Consider the following 16241-nt stretch of genomic DNA (forward strand, 5'->3'; position numbering starts at 1 on the left):
ACGATCCCTCATGGCAAGCGTGGAACAGATCCGGGTCGAAGCGGACGAAACGGGGCTTCGTCTCGATCGCTGGTTCAAGCTGCATTATCCCGGTCTCGGCTTCGGCCATTTGCAGAAGCTTCTGCGCTCCGGTCAGGTGCGCGTCGATGGCGGCCGCGCCAAGACGGACACCCGCGTCGAAGCGGGCCAGTTGATCCGCATCCCGCCCATGGGTGGCGAGTCCGCCAAGATGAAGGTCGCCCCGCTCACGGCCAACACGATCCGCGACAAGCACGACGGCGATGTGCTCGGCCAGATGCTGCTTTATGAGGACGAGAAGGTCTTCGTCTTCAACAAGCCGGCGGGCCTCGCCGTGCAGGGCGGCTCGGGCGTCTCGCGCCATGTCGACAAGATGCTGGAAGCCTGGCGCTCCAAGAAGGGCGAAAAGCCGCGCCTCGTGCACCGCCTGGACCGCGACACCTCAGGCATTCTGGTCGTCGCGCGCACGCGCGGCGCGGCCGTGGCGCTCACCAAATCCTTCCGCGAGCGCGACACGCAGAAGCGCTACTGGGCGATCCTGAAGGGCGTGCCCCAGCCGAAAGAGGGGCGTATCTCCACCTATCTCGTCAAGGAGGCCACCGCCGACGGCGACCGGATGCGCATCGCCCGTCATGGCGATGAGGGGGCCGACCATGCGCTCTCGCATTACCGCGTGATCGATCAGGTGGCGCAGAACTTCTCCTGGGTCGAGCTGGAGCCCTATACGGGCCGCACGCACCAGTTGCGCGTCCACGCGCTCCATATCGGTCATCCGATCATCGGCGACCCCAAATATTTCGAGCACGATACCAACTGGGAATTCCCGGGCGGCGTGCAGAACAAGCTGCATCTCCACGCCCGCCGCATCACCATTCCGCACCCGGACGGCAAGGGCAAGGTGATCGACCAAATCGCGCCGCTGCCCCCTCACATGGTTCAAACCTGGAACCTCTTCGGCTTCGACGAAGCGGCCGAGAACGACTGATGCGTCTCGTTCTGTTCGACTGCGACGGCACGCTGGCCGATACGTTCGGCCTGATCGTGGAAACGATGAAGCGCTGCTTTTCCGACGCCGGCCTGCCGGAGCCGGAGGATGCGGCGGTGCGCGGCATTATCGGCCTGTCTCTGGATCTCGCCATCTATCGTCTCGCACCGACCGTGCCGGACGTCGAGATTCCGCACCTTGTTCAAGGCTACAAGGACGCCTTCCATCGCGTGCGAGCGGAAGGAACGCATTCCGAAGCACTGTTTCCGGGCATCGAGCCCATGCTGCGCCGGTTGTCGGCCATCGACGATCTTCTGATCGGCATGGTTACCGGCAAGTCGCAGCGAGGCGTGCGCATGATCGTTGAACTGCATGGCCTAGAGGGCATCTTCCTCGCTGTGCGCACGGGGGACGACTGCCCCTCCAAGCCGCATCCGGCCATGGTGCTGGAATGCTGCGCGGAGCTGGGTGTCGATCCCGCCGATACGCTTGTGATCGGCGATGCCATCTACGATATGCAGATGGCGAGAGCGGCCGGCGCAGAGGCGCTGGGCGTCGACTGGGGCGCGGGCTCGCCCAACGAGCTGATCCTGGCGGGCGCAACGGCCGTCGCCGCGACAGCCGAAGGGCTCGAAGCTTGGATCGAGGATTGGAGAGCCAGCGCGCCGGCCTCCAAACCCCGGTTCAAGCTTTCGCCGTCCTGAAGCCGCGTCTATCCCAAGAGTTCCTGCCATGTCCACTCTGCCCGCCCGCCCCGAATTGCCCAAGCGCTTCTATCAGGACGTGTCGATCGTCGAGGAGGAGGGCGGCTTTGCGGTTCGTCTCGACGGGCGGCCGGTGCGCACGCCCTCGCGCGCGCTTCTGCGCGTGCCCTCAGCCGATGTGGCGCGGGCAGTCGCCGCCGAATGGGAAGCGCAAAAGACCCATATCGACCCCGCAACCATGCCGATGACGCGGCTCGTCAACACCGTTCTCGACGGCGTGGCGGCTGACCTGGCCGGGGTGGCCGAGGATCTCGGCCGCTATGCCGAGACCGACCTTCTCGCCTACCGCGCGGCCGAACCGCAGCGGCTGGTGGATCGCCAGACCGAGGGGTGGGACCCGGTGATGGATTGGGCACGCCAGCGCACGGGGCAGGGTTTCGCGCGCGGCACCGGGGTCATGTTCGTGGCGCAGCCGGAAGCCAGCGTCGAAACGCTGCGGGCGATCGTGCGGGCCGAGACGGATCCTTTCCGCTTGGCCGCCCTTCACCAGATGACGACGCTCACCGGCTCGCTGCTGCTGGCGCTGGCCGTCAGCGAAGGCTTCCTCGATGTGGAGCGCGCCTGGGCGCTCGCTCATATCGACGAGGACTGGAACATCGAGCAGTGGGGCGAGGACGAGGAAGCCCGTGCGCGTCGCGACAGCCGCTACCGCGACATGCGCATGGCGGCGATCATGCTCGGCCGGGCGTAAGACCCGGCCCCGACAATCTCAAATCCCAGCGAACCACTCGTAGCCGCGATCTTCCCAGTAGCCCCCGCCGCCATCGCCGAAGCTCGAAAGATTGTCGGCCAGTGTGATGGCGCGGATATATTTGGCCATCTTGTAGCCGAGCTGCCGCTCGACGCGCACCCGGATGGGCGCGCCATTGGCAACCGGCAGCGCCGCGCCGTTCATGCCATAGGCGAGGATCGTCTGCGGATGGCGAGCGTCCAGAAGGTCGATCGATTCGTAATAGCGGATCGGCCCGGTGAAGCCGTTCTCCAGCGTGTCGAAGCAGGAGAACACGACGAAGCGTGCCTGCGGCTTCACGCCGACCTGATCCAGGATCAGATGCAGCGGCGCGCCCGTCCATTCCGCAATGCAGCTCCAGCCTTCCACGCAGTCGTGTCGGGTGATCTGCGTGCGCGCCGGCATGTTTCGGATTTCCGCCAGGGAGAAGCTCGCGGGTCGATCCACCAGCCCGTTCACCTCCAAGCGATAGGTCTCGAAATTCGCGGCGGCCAGCGCGCGATAGTCCTCGTCCTGCGGGTCGGTCACGCCGTTCGGGCGCATGGGCTGGCGAATTTCGGAGCGCGAGAACTCTCGCGCCAGATTGTCGCTGCCGAGCAGCAGGCGTTGCGCGCGGTAGGTGAGGTCGTTGGCCTTGGCCAGGACGCCGCGCACCTGCGAGTCATTGGCCAGAAGCGGGTCGAAACAGCCCGCCAAGGCCGAGGTCGAGGCGATGGCGGCTCCGGTCAGAAATCGGCGGCGGTCGAGCCGGATGGTCATGCTGCGTCCTCCTCGCGGTCCACCCGCATCCGCCCCGTCACCATGGAGCGCAATTCGTTGAACGGGCCGGCCAGGAGCACCATGGCGATATGGACGGCGACAAAGAGAACCAGGAGCAGCATCACCGTGAAATGGATCGTGCGCGCCGTCTGCCGCCCCCCGAAGAGATCGAGCGTCCAGGGAGCCCAGGCGTTCATGCCCGGCGACATGGTGAGGCCTGTCGCGATCATCAGCGGCAGGGCAACGAAGAGAACGCCGAAATACGAAAGCTTCTGAAGCGGCCCATAGGTACGCCGGTGGTGCAGGCGCAGCCGCGCGTGATCGGCCATGTCGCGCGGCAGGGCCGAGACGTCCCGGCCGCGCGGGAGGATGTCCCGCGACAGGTGCCGATTGATCAGGCTGCCGACAAGCCAGAAGAGGAGCGTGCCGACCAGCACCCAGGCAAAGAAGAAATGCACGACGCGGCCCGTTGCCAGATCGCGATAGGAGGGCACGGTCAGCCAAGAGGGGAAGGTCTGGGGCTGAAGCGTTCCAGCGTTCCCGATCGCGCCGAGCCAGCCTGTCGTGTCGAAACTCGAACCGAACAGGCGGGTCACGCCGACCAATTCGCCGTTCTGGTAACCTGCGCCGATCGAGAGGATGGAATTGTCGAAGGCAAAGCCCGACTGCTGGCCGATATAGAGATCGGGCCGGGCCATGAAGATCTGCAATCCGGACAGGAGCAGGAAGAACAGGCAGATCACCCAAAGCCAATGGGTGAGGCGCGTGGTGAGGGCGTGGCGGCGAATGATCGGGCCGTCGCGCTGGGCGGTGAGTTTCATGGGGCGGGCACCATCCTGTCTCGATCCTTTCCCTTCGAAAGCGCAAGCGCTTGGGCGGGAAACGATCCGGGCTGATGCCTCATATACGGCGCGCGAGCGCGAAGGGATGCCCTCGCCCGATGTCTTTTTACGAGGTCAGCCGCCTGACAGCGCGGTCCAGCTCCTGGCGAAAGCGCGAACGGTCCTGTGCGGTGAAGGCGCGGTTCAGGCCTTTGCTCTCGCCGGTCTCGCGCAGATGCTGGTTGAAGCTGCGCATGGAGAGGGCATAGCCGATCGATTCCGGCGTGAAGGCGCGCCCGTCCGGGTGCAGCACGATCGCGCCCTTTTCGAGGGCACGGGAGGCGAGGGGGATATCGGCTGTCACGACGACATCTCGGCTCGTCGCCTCCTCGGCGATCCAATGATCGGCAGCGTCCGCGCCGGCTGAAACGGTGACGAGCCGCGCGCCGGGATAGCGCGAGGGGCGCAAGCCCCCATTGGAGACGAAGACCGCCTGCGCCCCGAGGCGCGTTGCGATCTCCAGCGCCTCGTCCTTCACGGGGCAGGCGTCTCCATCCACCAGAACCCGAACAGCCTCGCTCATGCCGCTTCGAAGCTCCGTGCCTCGGTCGGCCCGAAGACCTGTTCGAAGCCGGCGCGCATCACGCTGTCCACCTCCGGCATGGAGACGGGCAGGCCGAGATCGACGAGGCTGGTGACGCCATGGCCGGAGATTCCGCAGGGGACGATCCCAGAGAAATGGGAGAGGTCGGGATCGACATTCAAGCTGATGCCGTGGAACGTCACCCAGCGGCGCAGCCGAATGCCGATCGCGGCGATCTTGTCTTCCGCCTGAGTCCCGTCGGGCATCGGTGCCTTTTCCGGCCGACGCACCCAGACGCCGACGCGGTCCTCCCGCCGCTCACCTCGCACCTGATATTGCGCCAAGGTCTCGATCACCCAATGTTCGAGCGCCGAGACGAAGGCGCGAATGTCCGGCCGGCGGCGTTTGAGATCGAGCAGGACATAGGCCACGCGCTGGCCCGGCCCGTGATAGGTATATTCGCCCCCGCGCCCGGCCGCGAAGACAGGAAAGCGATCGGGCTGAAGCAGGTCGCCCGGCTGCGCGGAGGTGCCGGCCGTGTAGAGCGGGGGATGCTCGACCAGGAGCACGGCCTCGGACGCATCCCCCCGCGCGATGGCCTCCACCCGCCGTTCCATCCAATCGAGCGCTTGCGGATAGGGCATGAGCCCGTCGTGAATGATCCAATCGACAGGCGCGTTCGGGCCATCCGAGCGAAAATGTTCCGGCTGCGTGGCGAGTCGCGGTTTGGGCTGGGGGAGGGGCGCGTCCATGGAATCTGTCTAACGCTCCACGACGAATGTGCAAAGTCTGTTTGCCAGCGGGATCAACGGGTTCGAAGAAAAACGAGCCGCGGGCGGCGAAAGTGCTTGTGTGCTCGGGGGGCGTTTGCTAAACGCCGCTCACCGGTCGAAAGGCCGGTGCCGAACGAGAGTTCGGACACGACGTGCGGTCGTGGCGGAATTGGTAGACGCGCAGCGTTGAGGTCGCTGTGGGGCAACCCGTGGAAGTTCGAGTCTTCTCGACCGCACCATTCTCCTTCATATTTTGAGGGATGAGGTCAGGCTACCAACTGATCTCATGGCAGATCGGCCGAAAGGCCATTCCGGACGAGAGTTCGGACGCGACGTGCGGTCGTGGCGGAATTGGTAGACGCGCAGCGTTGAGGTCGCTGTGGGGCAACCCGTGGAAGTTCGAGTCTTCTCGACCGCACCATTCATATTCTGATGATCACCGAGTTTGGTTTTGATCGCTGCATGGCTCGTGCCAGCGGCGTTTTTGGCGTTTGGTGCGCTCCCGGATCGCTCCCGATCATCGATCTCGTCTTCCCGGCTGCAAAGAAAAGGCCGGCGCTGAGGCCGGCCTCCTGGCTTAGATGTTCAGATCGCTGGCGCCTGTATCGATATACGGCGCCCAGAAGGCGATGCTCTCGGCGATGGCCGGGATCACGGCCCGGTCGTTCGGCTCGCGCTCCTTGAAGGAGAGTTCGAGGCAGATTTCATTGTCCACCGCGCCGCCTTCCGCGAAGGCTTTGAGCAGCGGCTCGGGCTGGATGCGGCCCTTGGCGTTGTGCTCGGCCGTGAAGGGGCGATGGCCGCTCTTATCCATCGTGGATTGCTTGATGTGGATGATCGGCGAGACCTTCGGCACCGCGCGCGCCCAGGCATAGGGGTCGGTGTCGTCCGGGTTGGGGGAGGTGATGTCGCCATGGTCGATATCGGCCATCATCCACATGGGCACGGCCATGTTGGCCGCCGTCAGCCGGTTCTGCAGCGCCATGGTCTCGGCGATCGTATGGCCGAACTCGCGGCCGACCGACATGGGTTCCCAATAGACATAGGAGAGGCCCGCTGATTTGGCGTGCTCCGCAACCTCCGCCCAGCAATCGATCGCGATCTGGATCAGCTCTTCGCGCCGGCCCAAGTCGTCATAGTCCTGGAAGGTGAAGATCGCGAACTGCGTGCCGACGGAGAGGCCGCCGAGATCGGCGGTGATGTCGGCGAAGGTCTTAAACCAGTCGACGTAGTAGCGGCGCACGTCCCGGTCGGGGTGGCCGAAATGATTGAGCCGGCCATAGGGGCCGGTCATGCCGGACGTGACGCGAACGCCGGTGCGCCGGAGCGCAGCCTCCATCTGCCGTGTCAGGCGGCGGATGACGGGCGCGGGCCAGGACGGGTTGATGAACTCGTGCGTCAGCTGAAGGTCGCGGATGCGTAAGTCCCGCGCCACCGTCTCGATCAGATCGTCCGGATCGGCGAAGCGGTTTACCAGCGGATTGGTGTTGAGAGATAGGGTCAGGGCCATGGGGCTCGTCTCAGGATAAGGGAGAGGCGGGGAGGCGCGCGACCGGGGGCGAGCCCGGCCGCGCTGCGACCCTCAGGCGGCGCGCAGCAATTCGCCATCGAACCATTGCGCGAAGGTCTCGCGCTCGGCCGGGCTCATGTGAAGCCCCTGCTTGGTGCGCCGGAACAAGACGTCCTCGGCGCTGAGCGCCCATTCATTGTTCACAACGTGGCGAACTTCCGCCTCGTAGAGCTTGGCGCCGAAATGGCGGCCGAGCCCTTCCATCGAGGTCGCGCCCGAGAGGAGTTTGGTCATCCGCGCGCCGTAGAGATGGCCGTAATGATGGAGGAGGCCGCGCGGCAGCCACGGATAGGCCTCACGCATCTTCTCGGTGAAGGCGACGAAATCGGCATTCTCGATTTCGCCGCCCGGCAGCTTGGAGCCGGCCGTCCAGTCCGGCCCCATGTTCGGGAAGAACTTGCCGACCTTCTGTACGGCATGTTCGGCGAGCTTGCGGAAGGTCGTGATCTTCCCGCCGAAGATGTTGAGCATGGGCGCACCGCCCGTTTCATCCAGATCGAACGTGTAGTCGCGCGTCACGGCGGAGGGGTTGCCCTGCCCGTCGTCGAAGAGCGGGCGCACGCCCGAGAAGGTCTCGATCACGTCGCTGCGGCGCAGCTTTTCCTTGAAGTAGCGGTTCACGGCCGCCAGCAGATATTCGACTTCCGACTCGTCGGCCTTCACCTCTTCCGGCCGGCCCTCATAGGGAATGTCGGTCGTGCCGATCAGCGCCTTGTCGCCCTCATAGGGGTTGATGAAGATGACGCGCTTGTCGTGATTCTGGACGAGATAGGCGTGGTCGCCGTCCCAGAACTTGGGAACGATGATGTGGCTGCCCTTCACGAGGCGCACATTGCGGCGCGAATTGCTGCCGGCCACGCGTCCAACGATATCGTTGACCCAGGGGCCGCCGGCATTGATCAGGCAGCGAGCGAGAACCGTGCGCGTCGCGCCCGTGCGCTCGTCGCGCATCTCGACGCGCCACTGGCCGTTCTCGCGGCGCGCGCTGGTGCAGGCGGTGCGAGTCAGGACTTCCGCGCCCTTCTCCGCTGCGCCGACGGCGTTCAGCACCACGAGGCGGGCATCGTCCACCCAGCAGTCCGAATACTCGAAGCCCTTGGTGTATTGGTCGAGGATCGGCGCGCCTTCGGGGTCGCGGCGCAGATCCAGCGAGCGCGTGCCCGGCAGCTTCTTGCGGCCACCCAGATGATCGTACAGGAAGAGACCGAGGCGCACGAGCCAGGCCGGGCGATCCTGCGGGCTGTGCGGCAGGACGAATCGCATGGGCCAGATGATGTGGCTCGCCGAGTTCAAGAGCACTTCGCGCTCGATCAGCGCTTCGCGCACCAGCCGGAACTCGTAATATTCGAGATAGCGAAGCCCGCCATGGACGAGCTTGCCCGAGCGCGAGGACGTCCCCTGCGCCAGATCGTCCTTCTCGCAGAGAATGACCTTGAGCCCGCGCCCGGCCGCATCGCGCGCGATGCCCGCGCCATTGATGCCGCCGCCGATCACGAAGAGATCGACCATCGGAATATCCGTCATCATGCGCTCCTTTCGGCCGACTGGGCCGCGAGTAGGGTCTGTTCGGTGTGTTCGGGTTCGAGATCGGGCGCGCTGGCGGGCGCGTTGCGCTGATCCGCCAACTGGCTCCAGACCGGAACGAGGGCGCGCCGCGCCTGCGCATAGGCCGGGAAGAGGCCGCGATAGGTGCGCATGAGATCGGCATTCGGCGCTTCGGCTTCGCCCAGAAGCGGCGTCACCCATTCCGCGATGCAGGCGTCCATCGTGGGATAGGCACCGATGGCGACGGCGGCCATCATGGCCGCGCCCGCTGCGCCCGCTTCCTCCCGCGCGGAGACGCGAACGGGAGCCTCGACGCAGGCCGAGAGAACCGCGCGCAGCGCCTTAGAGCGCGCCGCGCCGCCGGTGAGCCGGAGTTCGGCCGGCAATTCGCCCATGGCCGAGTAGCAGTCGCGCGCGGCAAGGCCGAGGCCTTCCACGACGGCGCGAAGCAAGTCCGGAAAGCGGTGGTTGGCGGACAGACCGATGAAGTCGGCCCGCGCATCGGCATTCACGAAGGGGCCGCGCTCGCCGGTGTCCGAAATATAGGGGTGGTAGAGAAGCGCGCCCGGCTGGCTCTTCTTCATCCAGCCTTCGATGCGCTGCACGAGATCGGCATGGCTCGTCTCGCAGCCCATCTCGGCCAGAAGGTCGCCCGCCACGCGCAGCGCCCAATCGATATTGAGCGTCGCGGCCATGTTGGTCTGGACCTGCGTGACGATGCCGGGAATCGGCAGCGCGATCACATAGCCCGTGCCCTCGGCGTTGAGCACGACGTCGGATGCGGAAACCGCGCGCGTGTGAACGCCGGTCGAGCCGACCGTGGAGCAGGCGGCCGGCGCGCCGCCGGCATGGACGCCCGCGCCGAGCGCCGTCATCACCATGTCGACATAGCCCAGGCTCACGGGCGTCCCGGCGAGCAGCCCTGTCGCCTGCGCGGCCTCCGCGGACAGCGGATGGGTGGTTTCAGTCCCGTCCACGATCTCCGGCAGGAGCGAGCGGCGATGGGTCAGACCCAGCGATTCGATCACCGTGTCATCATAGCGCCGCGTGCGGAAATCGCCGAAGGTGAAGCTCGCCTCGGACGGGTCGGTCGCCCGAACGCCGGTCAGGTTGAGATAGAGCCAGTCCTTGCAGTGGAGCGCGATCTCGGCTCCGTCGAGCAGTTCAGGCGAGGTGGCGTCCATATGCGCCATCTGTGCGCCCTGCTGGCAGGTGTTCAGCCCTGTGCCGGTGCGCTCGAAGCGCTGGCGCTCCAGCGGCGATTGCACGAGACGGCGCACGCTCGGTGCGGCGCGGGCGTCGAGCCAGAGCCAGGCATCCGTCACCGGCCGGTTACGCGCGCCGACCAGCCATGTCCCGTCGCCCTGAGCGGTGACGGCGACGCCAGCGGTGCGGCGGGCGAGGTTTTCCACCTTCGTCCCGAGATCGCGCAGCGCGCGGGCGCAGTCGTCCCAGGTCTGGCTTAGAGATTGCCGGGCGGAGCCGTCGCGGCCGAGCGCATAATGGTTGAGAACCGATGCGACCGCGATCTGACGGCCGCCGAGATCGAAGGCCACGGCCTTGATCACCGAGGTTCCGGCGTCGATGCCGATCAGAAGATCCTGCATGTGCGACATGTCAGGCCTCGTCGCTCGAGACAGGCGCGGCCGGGAAACAAGAGGCGCTGAAGCCTTGCATGAAGATTCCTCCCTTTGATGCCGGCCGGTCGGTTGGGTCCGAAGCGCGAAGCCGGCTTGTCGTCGTGTCGAACGGCTGACGGTGAAATGCCGTGCCCCTGAGTGTCAGTTTTCGGCGCGTTCCATCAGCGCCGTTGCGGTGCGCTCGTCGGTGAGGAGACCGCTCAGCAGGCCGCTGCGGAGAATGGCACCGATCCCCTCGATCTTGGCCGGCCCACCGGCGATCGCCACGATTCGGCGCTCCCGGAGGGCCGCGAGATCGGGCGAAAGGGTGCGCGCAGCGAGCGAGGTGTCGATCGGCTGGCCGGCGCGATCGAAGAAATGGCCGAGGATTTCGCCGACACCACCACCGTTCTGCACTTCGCGAATCTCGTCGAGATCGATCATGCCGGCGCCGACGAGTTGCGCATCGGGCTGCGTCGTGCCGATCCCGACGATCATCAGATCGGCGGTGGTCGCGAGCGCAAAGACATCCGCCACACCGCGCTGAGACAGGAGCACTTCGCGGTCCGACGCCGAATTCGCAACGAAGGGAACCGGCAGAACATAGGCGGCGCTGCCCGTGCGCTCGGCGAGGCGATGCATCACGTCATGCGGATTGGCGGCGTAATTGCGTGTCAGCCCGCCCATCAGCGAGACGAAGCGGGTCGAGCCGCAATCGATGCGGGGGCTGGCGGAAATAACAGCGGCGAGCGTGCGCCCATGGCCGATCCCGATGACGCGGCCTTCCGTGCCCTCGATCTCGCGCTTCAGATAGCCTGCGCCCGCGATGCCGAGCGCGCGTAGGGGCAACCCGTCCTCATAGAGATTGGGAACGACCTGCGCATAGGCCAAGCCGAAACGCTGGCACAGGCGCTCTTCCAAGAGCAGGCATTCGGTCACATCGCCGTCGATCGTGACCTTCACCGCACCCGACTGGCTGGCCCAGGAGACGAGTCGATGCGCTTTCACATTGGACACGCCGAGCCGCTCGGCCACCTCGGCCTGCGTCAGGCCGGCGGCGAAGTGAAGCCAGGCGGCGCGAATGGCAAGGCTGTCGTCATCGGCCCGCTTGGTCGCGATCCGCGCCATGTTCGATCCCAGAGGTTTGCGTATTGAATTATTTTTCAATTGGTGCAAAGTCTTTCACGCAGCCTCGCGCTTGTCAACGAAATCACGGCGTTGGTGCGCAGGGCGGTGGGAGATGGCGGATTTCTAGTGAGGCGACGGACGCTGCCGGGAATGAGGCAGTGACTGTGGCGCGCTCGATCGCAGTTTCGAAACCATCCCTTCGATATGTCGTGTCTTGAACCCTTGTCGACGATTGACAGGTTGTTGGATTTCTAACAGTTCTTGTGTTCAAGATCACAGAATATGTAACACGGGCTGAGCCCGTGGCGGTGGGTGACGAGGTCGGCCGACGTGGAGGATCGGGTCGGTTCGGCTTCGCAGGGGAGGCAGTCTTATGCGCTTGACGATGGCATCCCGGCTGGATCATGCCGCGCGGCAGCTTTCTGGCCGCGCTCGCCGCACGCTTCCCCGCTCGCACTGAACGCATCGCCGGTCTTTTCCGGTGCGGCGCGCGATTGTCCGCTGCCCGCGCCGGCTCAACATCAATGGGAGGTCGCCTGTCATGACCGCATCCACTCTTTCCGTCCCCAAGGCCAAGCGCCGCGTCGTCGGCCCGGGCACGATCGTCACCTCGCTCATCGGCCTCGCGCTTCTGGTCGGGATTGCCTTCGACACCAAGGTCGTGCGGATCGGGTCCGAGGCAGCCAGCGGGCCTGAACGCTTCTCCGCCGAGACCTATGGCCCGGCGGAATTCCCCAAGGTGCGGGACGCGATCGCTGCCAAGGCGGTGGATGCGCCGGTGCTGGCCGCCGCGATTGCCGAGAACAAGACCGCCGCCGCCGAGAAATACGGCGTGGCTTCGGGCGGAACCTCGGTTCTGCCGGTCTCTTTCACGGGCGTCGCGGGCGAGCCGAAGGCCGGCATCTATACGGTCACCGTCCCGAACATGCCTGATGGCGTGACCCTGCGGGTTCAGACCGGGCCGGCCATCAACGGCACCGAGCTGCGCGACGCGACCGGGACGATCGAGTTCGGCCAGTTCACCAACCAGATCGAATATCAGGACGCGGGTTCCGCGCTGAACAACGCCATGAAGGCCGAGGTTCTTGCGCCGATCGACACCAAGAGCCTTGCCGGCAAGACGATCTCCGTCACCGGTGCCTTCCGCCTCGTGAACGCCAAGAACTGGCTCGTCACGCCCGTCAAGCTGACGGTGCAGTGATGGCCGCGTCCGCATCCTCCGCTGAAGCGCGCAAGGGCGAGGTCGTCCTCTCCGCCCGCAACGTCGCCAAGTCCTATGGCAGCGTCCATGCGTTGAAAGGCGTGAACTTCGACATTCATCGCGGGCAGGTCACCACGCTGTTCGGCGAAAACGGCGCCGGCAAGTCGACGCTCATGCGCATCCTGTCGGGCGTCACGCCGCCGACATCGGGCGAGATCGTGCTGGACGGCGAGCCCGTCGTCTTCGCCTCGGCCAACGACGCGCGCGATCGCGGCATCTCCATCATCCACCAGGAACTCAGCCTCGCGCCGAACCTCAGCGTGCGCGACAATATTTTCATGGGCCGCGAGATCCAGACGGCGACCGGCGTCGATTTCGAGAAGGAAGCCGAGATCGCCCGCGCGCTCCTGACCGAGCTCGAAGAGGACATCGACCCGCTGACGCCGGTCGAGGAGCTTCGCCTGGGGCAGCAGCAGATCGTGGAGATCGCGCGCGCCCTGTCGATGAAGTCGCGCATTCTCATCATGGACGAGCCGACCTCGGCGCTCAGCGCCTCCGAAGTCGAGGTTCTGTTCAAGGTGATCCGCGATCTCACCAACCGCGGCGTTGCCATCGTCTATATCTCGCATCACCTCGAAGAAGCGCTGCAGATCACCGACCACGCGGTCGTGCTGCGCGACGGGGCGATGACGGCCTATGCCGAGCGCCGCGAGATCGATCTGGAATGGATCGTGCGTCACATGGTGGGCGAGAACTACGATCTCGGCTCGCCGCCTTCGGGCTATGCCTTCGGCGATGTCGCGCTTTCGGTGCGCGATGTCTCCGTGACGCTGCCGACCGGCGCGGACGCGGTGGAGCGGCTTTCGCTCGACGTCCGGGCCGGCGAGATCGTCTGCATCTACGGGCTAATGGGGGCAGGGCGCACCGAGCTTCTGGAAGCGGTCGCCGGGCGCACCTCGGTCAGCGGCGGCCACGTCCTGCTGCGCGGCGAAGACATCTCGGATCTCTCCATCGCCGAGCGCATCCAGGCCGGGCTCGTGCTCGTGCCCGAGGATCGCCAGCGCGATGGCCTGGTCCAGACCATGTCGGTCGGCGAGAATCTGTCGCTGGCCAGCATCAAGGCCTTCACCCGCCGGCTCTTCACCTCGACCCGGGTGGAGAAGGACATCGTCGCCGATTCGATTCGCCGCGTCCATGTGAAGACGGCGGGCGGCGCGGCGCCCATCGGCTCCCTGTCGGGCGGCAACCAGCAGAAGGTGGTGATCGGCAAGATGCTGGCCACGCACCCCAAGGTCGTGCTGCTTGATGAGCCGAGCCGTGGCATCGACATCGGCGCGAAATCGGAAGTCTTCAAGCTTCTGGCCGAGCGCGCCCGTGAAGGCCTGGCGGTCGTCTTTTCGACCTCCGAGGTCAGCGAGTGCCTCGGCGTCGCACATCGAATCATCGTGATGAGCAAGGGCCGCATTTCGGCGGAATTCCCGGCGGGCGTCACCAAGGAAAAAATCATGGCCGCTTCGGGCGAGGCCGTGGTCGCGTGAACCAGAAAGAGAGCGGAATCCCGATCATGACCACCAGCACCGCTAGCGCACCCAGAAAGGCAGGCTCCGAGGGCTTCGACCTTGCCCGCCTTCTTCTGGAGGGTCGCGCCTTCTTCGCCCTTATCGCGATCATCGTCGTCTTCTCGATCCTGTCGCCGTTCTATTTCACGGTGAACAATTTCCTGATCATGGCCTCGCACGTCGCCATTTTCGGCCTTCTGGCGATCGGCATGTTGCTGGTCATCCTGACCGGCGGCATCGATCTCTCGGTCGGCTCGACCCTGGGCCTTGCCGGCGTCATCGCCGGCTTCCTGATGCAGGGCGTCACCCTGCCTGCGTTCGGCGTTGTGCTGTATCCGCCGGTCTGGGCCGTCGTGGTGCTGACCTGCGCGCTCGGCGCGCTGATCGGCCTCCTGAATGGCGCGCTGATCGCCTATCTGAAGGTGCCGGCCTTCGTTGCGACGCTCGGCGTCCTCTATGTCGCGCGCGGCGTGGCGCTTCTGATGACCAACGGGTTGACCTACAACAATCTCGGCGGCCGCGCGGATCTCGGCAATACGGGCTTTGACTGGCTCGGTTTCAACCGTCTCTTCGGTGTGCCGATCGGTGTTTTGATCCTTGCCGTCGTCGCCCTCATCGGCAGCGTTCTCCTGTCGCGCACCGCCTTCGGCCGCTGGGTCTACGCCACGGGCGGCAATGCGCGCGCGGCCGAACTGTCGGGCGTTCCGGTGCCGCGCACGCAGATCCTCGTCTATGTCCTGTCGGGCGTCTGCGCGGCGATTGCCGGCCTCGTCCTATCCTCGCAGCTGACCTCGGCCGGCCCGACGGCGGGCTCGACCTACGAACTGACGGCGATTGCCGCCGTGGTCGTGGGCGGCGCGGCGCTGACGGGCGGTCGCGGCACGGTTCGGGGCACGCTGCTCGGCGCCTTCGTCATCGGCTTCCTGTCGGACGGCCTCGTCATCATCGGCGTTTCGTCCTATTGGCAGACGGTCTTCACCGGCGCGGTGATCGTGCTCGCCGTTCTGCTCAACAGCATCCAATATGGCCGCCGCCCCAAGCGCGCCGCCACGCCTTCCCCGCAGCAGGGTGCCAAGGCCTGAGGGCCTGAACCGACGCGCGGAAAACGCCGGGCCTCAACCGCCCGGCGCGTTACCAGCCACAGACCACCAAGGGAGAGAAAGCATGTTGAAATCGGGCAAGAGCCTCCTGCTCGCGGGTATCATGGCCGTTACCTTCGCCGGCTCGGCCTTCGCCGACGGCCTGGTGACGATCATCGTCAACGATCCGTCCAACCCCTACTGGTTCACGGAAGGCGAGATCGCCTCCAAGACCGCCAAGGATCTCGGCTACGAGACGGTCGTTTCCTCCCACAAGGGCGACACCAACACCGAGAGCAACCTGATCGACACGGCGATCACCAACCGCTCGAAGGCGATCATTCTCGATCCCGCCAATGCGGACGGTTCGGTCGGCGCGGTGAAGAAGGCCGTTGCGGCCGGCATCCCGGTCTTCCTCGTCAACGCCGAGATCAACCAGGAAGGTCTCGCCAAGGCGCAGCTCGTCTCCAACAACGCGCAGGGCGCCGCGCTCGGTGCGCAGCAGTGGGTCGAGACGGTCGGCGACAAGGGCAATTATGTCGAGCTTCTCGGCGCGCCTTCGGACAACAACGCCGCCACGCGCTCCAACGGCTACAAGACCGTTCTCAGCCAATATCCGGACCTGAAGCTCGTCGGCTCGGATGTCGCCAACTGGGATCGCCGTCAGGGCTACGCCAAGATGCAGAGCCTGCTTCAGGCCAATCCGGGCATCATCGGCGTCATCTCCGGCAATGACGAAATGGCGCTCGGCGCGATCGCCGCGCTGAAGGAAGCCGGCAAGCTTTCGGGCATCACGGTCGGCGGCTTCGACGGCTCGCCCGATGCGGTCGCCGCCATCAAGGCCGGCGAACTCGCCTACACCGTGCTTCAGCCGGTCGCGATCTTCTCGAAGGAAGCGGTCCGTCAGGCCGACAACTTCATCAAGACCGGCAAGACGGGCGCGGCCAGCGAGAAGCAGCTCTTCGACTGCATCATCGTCAACAAGGACAATGTGGATCAGTACGCTTCGCCCTTCGTCATGAAGGAGTAAGGCGCTCGGGCTCTCCGGCCCGAACCGATCCGCTTTCCGAGGGCCGGCTGCGATACATTCGCAGCCGGCCTTTTTTG

The 16241-nt window shown here is 65.6% G+C and carries 15 protein-coding genes and 2 tRNA genes; 9 read left to right on the forward strand and 8 right to left on the reverse strand.

Features of this window, described 5'->3' with window-relative positions:
- Nucleotides 1–10 precede the first annotated feature (10 nt).
- From AUL28_RS15915 to AUL28_RS15925, 3 genes are read left to right on the forward strand one after another with little or no spacing between them, the layout of a single operon-like run.
- A complete protein-coding gene (locus AUL28_RS15915; protein ID WP_062234422.1) occupies nucleotides 11–1003 on the forward strand; it encodes an RluA family pseudouridine synthase in 993 nt (330 codons plus the stop codon).
- The gene (locus AUL28_RS15920; protein ID WP_062234424.1) at nucleotides 1003–1707 is read left to right on the forward strand and encodes an HAD-IA family hydrolase; all 705 of its coding nucleotides are present in this window, start codon (nucleotides 1003–1005) and stop codon (nucleotides 1705–1707) included. The genes AUL28_RS15915 and AUL28_RS15920 overlap by 1 nt, the downstream gene beginning before the upstream one ends.
- A 28-nt stretch (nucleotides 1708–1735) precedes the next feature.
- Nucleotides 1736–2458: an ATP12 family chaperone protein gene (locus tag AUL28_RS15925; RefSeq protein ID WP_062234426.1), complete on the forward strand. Its 723-nt coding sequence runs from the start codon at nucleotides 1736–1738 to the stop codon at nucleotides 2456–2458.
- 18 nt (nucleotides 2459–2476) lie between these two features.
- Here the strand turns inward: AUL28_RS15925 and AUL28_RS15930 are convergent, their stop codons facing one another.
- The 4 genes from AUL28_RS15930 to lipB all read right to left on the reverse strand — a co-directional run bounded on the left by AUL28_RS15930 (nucleotide 2477) and on the right by lipB (nucleotide 5412).
- On the reverse strand, nucleotides 2477–3256 hold the full coding sequence (locus AUL28_RS15930) for a molybdopterin-binding protein (RefSeq protein ID WP_062234427.1): 780 nt from the start codon (nucleotides 3254–3256) through the stop codon (nucleotides 2477–2479).
- Nucleotides 3253–4077 carry a cytochrome b/b6 domain-containing protein gene (locus AUL28_RS15935; protein ID WP_062234430.1) on the reverse strand — a complete coding sequence of 275 codons (825 nt, stop codon included), beginning with the start codon at nucleotides 4075–4077 and terminating at the stop codon, nucleotides 3253–3255. The genes AUL28_RS15930 and AUL28_RS15935 overlap by 4 nt, the downstream gene beginning before the upstream one ends.
- Nucleotides 4078–4204: 127 nt before the next feature.
- Nucleotides 4205–4660 (reverse strand): YaiI/YqxD family protein, encoded by a 456-nt coding sequence (locus AUL28_RS15940; RefSeq protein ID WP_062234432.1) that lies wholly within the window; start codon nucleotides 4658–4660, stop codon nucleotides 4205–4207.
- Nucleotides 4657–5412, reverse strand: coding sequence for a lipoyl(octanoyl) transferase LipB (gene lipB / locus AUL28_RS15945; RefSeq protein ID WP_062234434.1), 756 nt, complete (start codon nucleotides 5410–5412; stop codon nucleotides 4657–4659). The genes AUL28_RS15940 and lipB overlap by 4 nt, the downstream gene beginning before the upstream one ends.
- 175 nt (nucleotides 5413–5587) lie before the next feature.
- Between lipB and AUL28_RS15950 the strand changes: the two genes are divergently transcribed.
- Nucleotides 5588–5672, forward strand: a tRNA-Leu gene (locus AUL28_RS15950).
- Between the two features lie 97 nt (nucleotides 5673–5769).
- A tRNA-Leu gene (locus AUL28_RS15955) sits at nucleotides 5770–5854 on the forward strand.
- A 156-nt stretch (nucleotides 5855–6010) separates the two neighbouring features.
- Here the strand turns inward: AUL28_RS15955 and AUL28_RS15960 are convergent.
- The 4 genes from AUL28_RS15960 to AUL28_RS15975 all read right to left on the reverse strand — a co-directional run bounded on the left by AUL28_RS15960 (nucleotide 6011) and on the right by AUL28_RS15975 (nucleotide 11295).
- Nucleotides 6011–6943, reverse strand: coding sequence for a sugar phosphate isomerase/epimerase family protein (locus AUL28_RS15960; RefSeq protein ID WP_062234437.1), 933 nt, complete (start codon nucleotides 6941–6943; stop codon nucleotides 6011–6013).
- A gap of 72 nt (nucleotides 6944–7015) precedes the next feature.
- Entirely contained in the window at nucleotides 7016–8527 is a 1512-nt protein-coding gene (locus AUL28_RS15965) for a glycerol-3-phosphate dehydrogenase (protein ID WP_062234705.1), read from the reverse strand.
- Nucleotides 8527–10164, reverse strand: a complete 1638-nt coding sequence (locus AUL28_RS15970) for an FGGY-family carbohydrate kinase (protein WP_062234438.1) — start codon at nucleotides 10162–10164, stop codon at nucleotides 8527–8529. The genes AUL28_RS15965 and AUL28_RS15970 overlap by 1 nt, the downstream gene beginning before the upstream one ends.
- A gap of 165 nt (nucleotides 10165–10329) precedes the next feature.
- Entirely contained in the window at nucleotides 10330–11295 is a 966-nt protein-coding gene (locus tag AUL28_RS15975; protein ID WP_062234441.1) for a sugar-binding transcriptional regulator, read from the reverse strand.
- Between the two features lie 541 nt (nucleotides 11296–11836).
- Here AUL28_RS15975 and AUL28_RS15980 point away from each other — a divergent pair.
- The 4 genes from AUL28_RS15980 (at nucleotide 11837) to AUL28_RS15995 (ending at nucleotide 16164) form a co-directional block, all read left to right on the forward strand.
- On the forward strand, nucleotides 11837–12496 hold the full coding sequence (locus AUL28_RS15980; protein ID WP_058599863.1) for a DUF2291 family protein: 660 nt from the start codon (nucleotides 11837–11839) through the stop codon (nucleotides 12494–12496).
- Nucleotides 12496–14034 carry a sugar ABC transporter ATP-binding protein gene (locus tag AUL28_RS15985; protein ID WP_058599862.1) on the forward strand — a complete coding sequence of 513 codons (1539 nt, stop codon included), beginning with the start codon at nucleotides 12496–12498 and terminating at the stop codon, nucleotides 14032–14034. The genes AUL28_RS15980 and AUL28_RS15985 overlap by 1 nt, the downstream gene beginning before the upstream one ends.
- 26 nt (nucleotides 14035–14060) lie before the next feature.
- On the forward strand, nucleotides 14061–15137 hold the full coding sequence (locus AUL28_RS15990; RefSeq protein ID WP_058599923.1) for an ABC transporter permease: 1077 nt from the start codon (nucleotides 14061–14063) through the stop codon (nucleotides 15135–15137).
- 82 nt (nucleotides 15138–15219) lie between these two features.
- Nucleotides 15220–16164: a D-ribose ABC transporter substrate-binding protein gene (locus tag AUL28_RS15995; RefSeq protein WP_062234444.1), complete on the forward strand. Its 945-nt coding sequence runs from the start codon at nucleotides 15220–15222 to the stop codon at nucleotides 16162–16164.
- Nucleotides 16165–16241: the final 77 nt, after the last annotated feature.

This window comes from Aureimonas sp. N4, from assembly GCF_001463925.1.
Lineage (GTDB): Bacteria > Pseudomonadota > Alphaproteobacteria > Rhizobiales > Rhizobiaceae > Aureimonas > Aureimonas ureilytica_A.

Coding starts and splice junctions, on each gene's coding strand:
- AUL28_RS15915 (WP_062234422.1), top strand. CDS start 11: ATGGCAAGCGTGGAACAGATCCGGGTCGAAGCGGACGAAACGGGGCTT.
- AUL28_RS15920 (WP_062234424.1), top strand. CDS start 1,003: ATGCGTCTCGTTCTGTTCGACTGCGACGGCACGCTGGCCGATACGTTC.
- AUL28_RS15925 (WP_062234426.1), top strand. CDS start 1,736: ATGTCCACTCTGCCCGCCCGCCCCGAATTGCCCAAGCGCTTCTATCAG.
- AUL28_RS15930 (WP_062234427.1), bottom strand. CDS start 3,256: ATGACCATCCGGCTCGACCGCCGCCGATTTCTGACCGGAGCCGCCATC.
- AUL28_RS15935 (WP_062234430.1), bottom strand. CDS start 4,077: ATGAAACTCACCGCCCAGCGCGACGGCCCGATCATTCGCCGCCACGCC.
- AUL28_RS15940 (WP_062234432.1), bottom strand. CDS start 4,660: ATGAGCGAGGCTGTTCGGGTTCTGGTGGATGGAGACGCCTGCCCCGTG.
- lipB (WP_062234434.1), bottom strand. CDS start 5,412: ATGGACGCGCCCCTCCCCCAGCCCAAACCGCGACTCGCCACGCAGCCG.
- AUL28_RS15960 (WP_062234437.1), bottom strand. CDS start 6,943: ATGGCCCTGACCCTATCTCTCAACACCAATCCGCTGGTAAACCGCTTC.
- AUL28_RS15965 (WP_062234705.1), bottom strand. CDS start 8,527: ATGACGGATATTCCGATGGTCGATCTCTTCGTGATCGGCGGCGGCATC.
- AUL28_RS15970 (WP_062234438.1), bottom strand. CDS start 10,164: ATGTCGCACATGCAGGATCTTCTGATCGGCATCGACGCCGGAACCTCG.
- AUL28_RS15975 (WP_062234441.1), bottom strand. CDS start 11,295: ATGGCGCGGATCGCGACCAAGCGGGCCGATGACGACAGCCTTGCCATT.
- AUL28_RS15980 (WP_058599863.1), top strand. CDS start 11,837: ATGACCGCATCCACTCTTTCCGTCCCCAAGGCCAAGCGCCGCGTCGTC.
- AUL28_RS15985 (WP_058599862.1), top strand. CDS start 12,496: ATGGCCGCGTCCGCATCCTCCGCTGAAGCGCGCAAGGGCGAGGTCGTC.
- AUL28_RS15990 (WP_058599923.1), top strand. CDS start 14,061: ATGACCACCAGCACCGCTAGCGCACCCAGAAAGGCAGGCTCCGAGGGC.
- AUL28_RS15995 (WP_062234444.1), top strand. CDS start 15,220: ATGTTGAAATCGGGCAAGAGCCTCCTGCTCGCGGGTATCATGGCCGTT.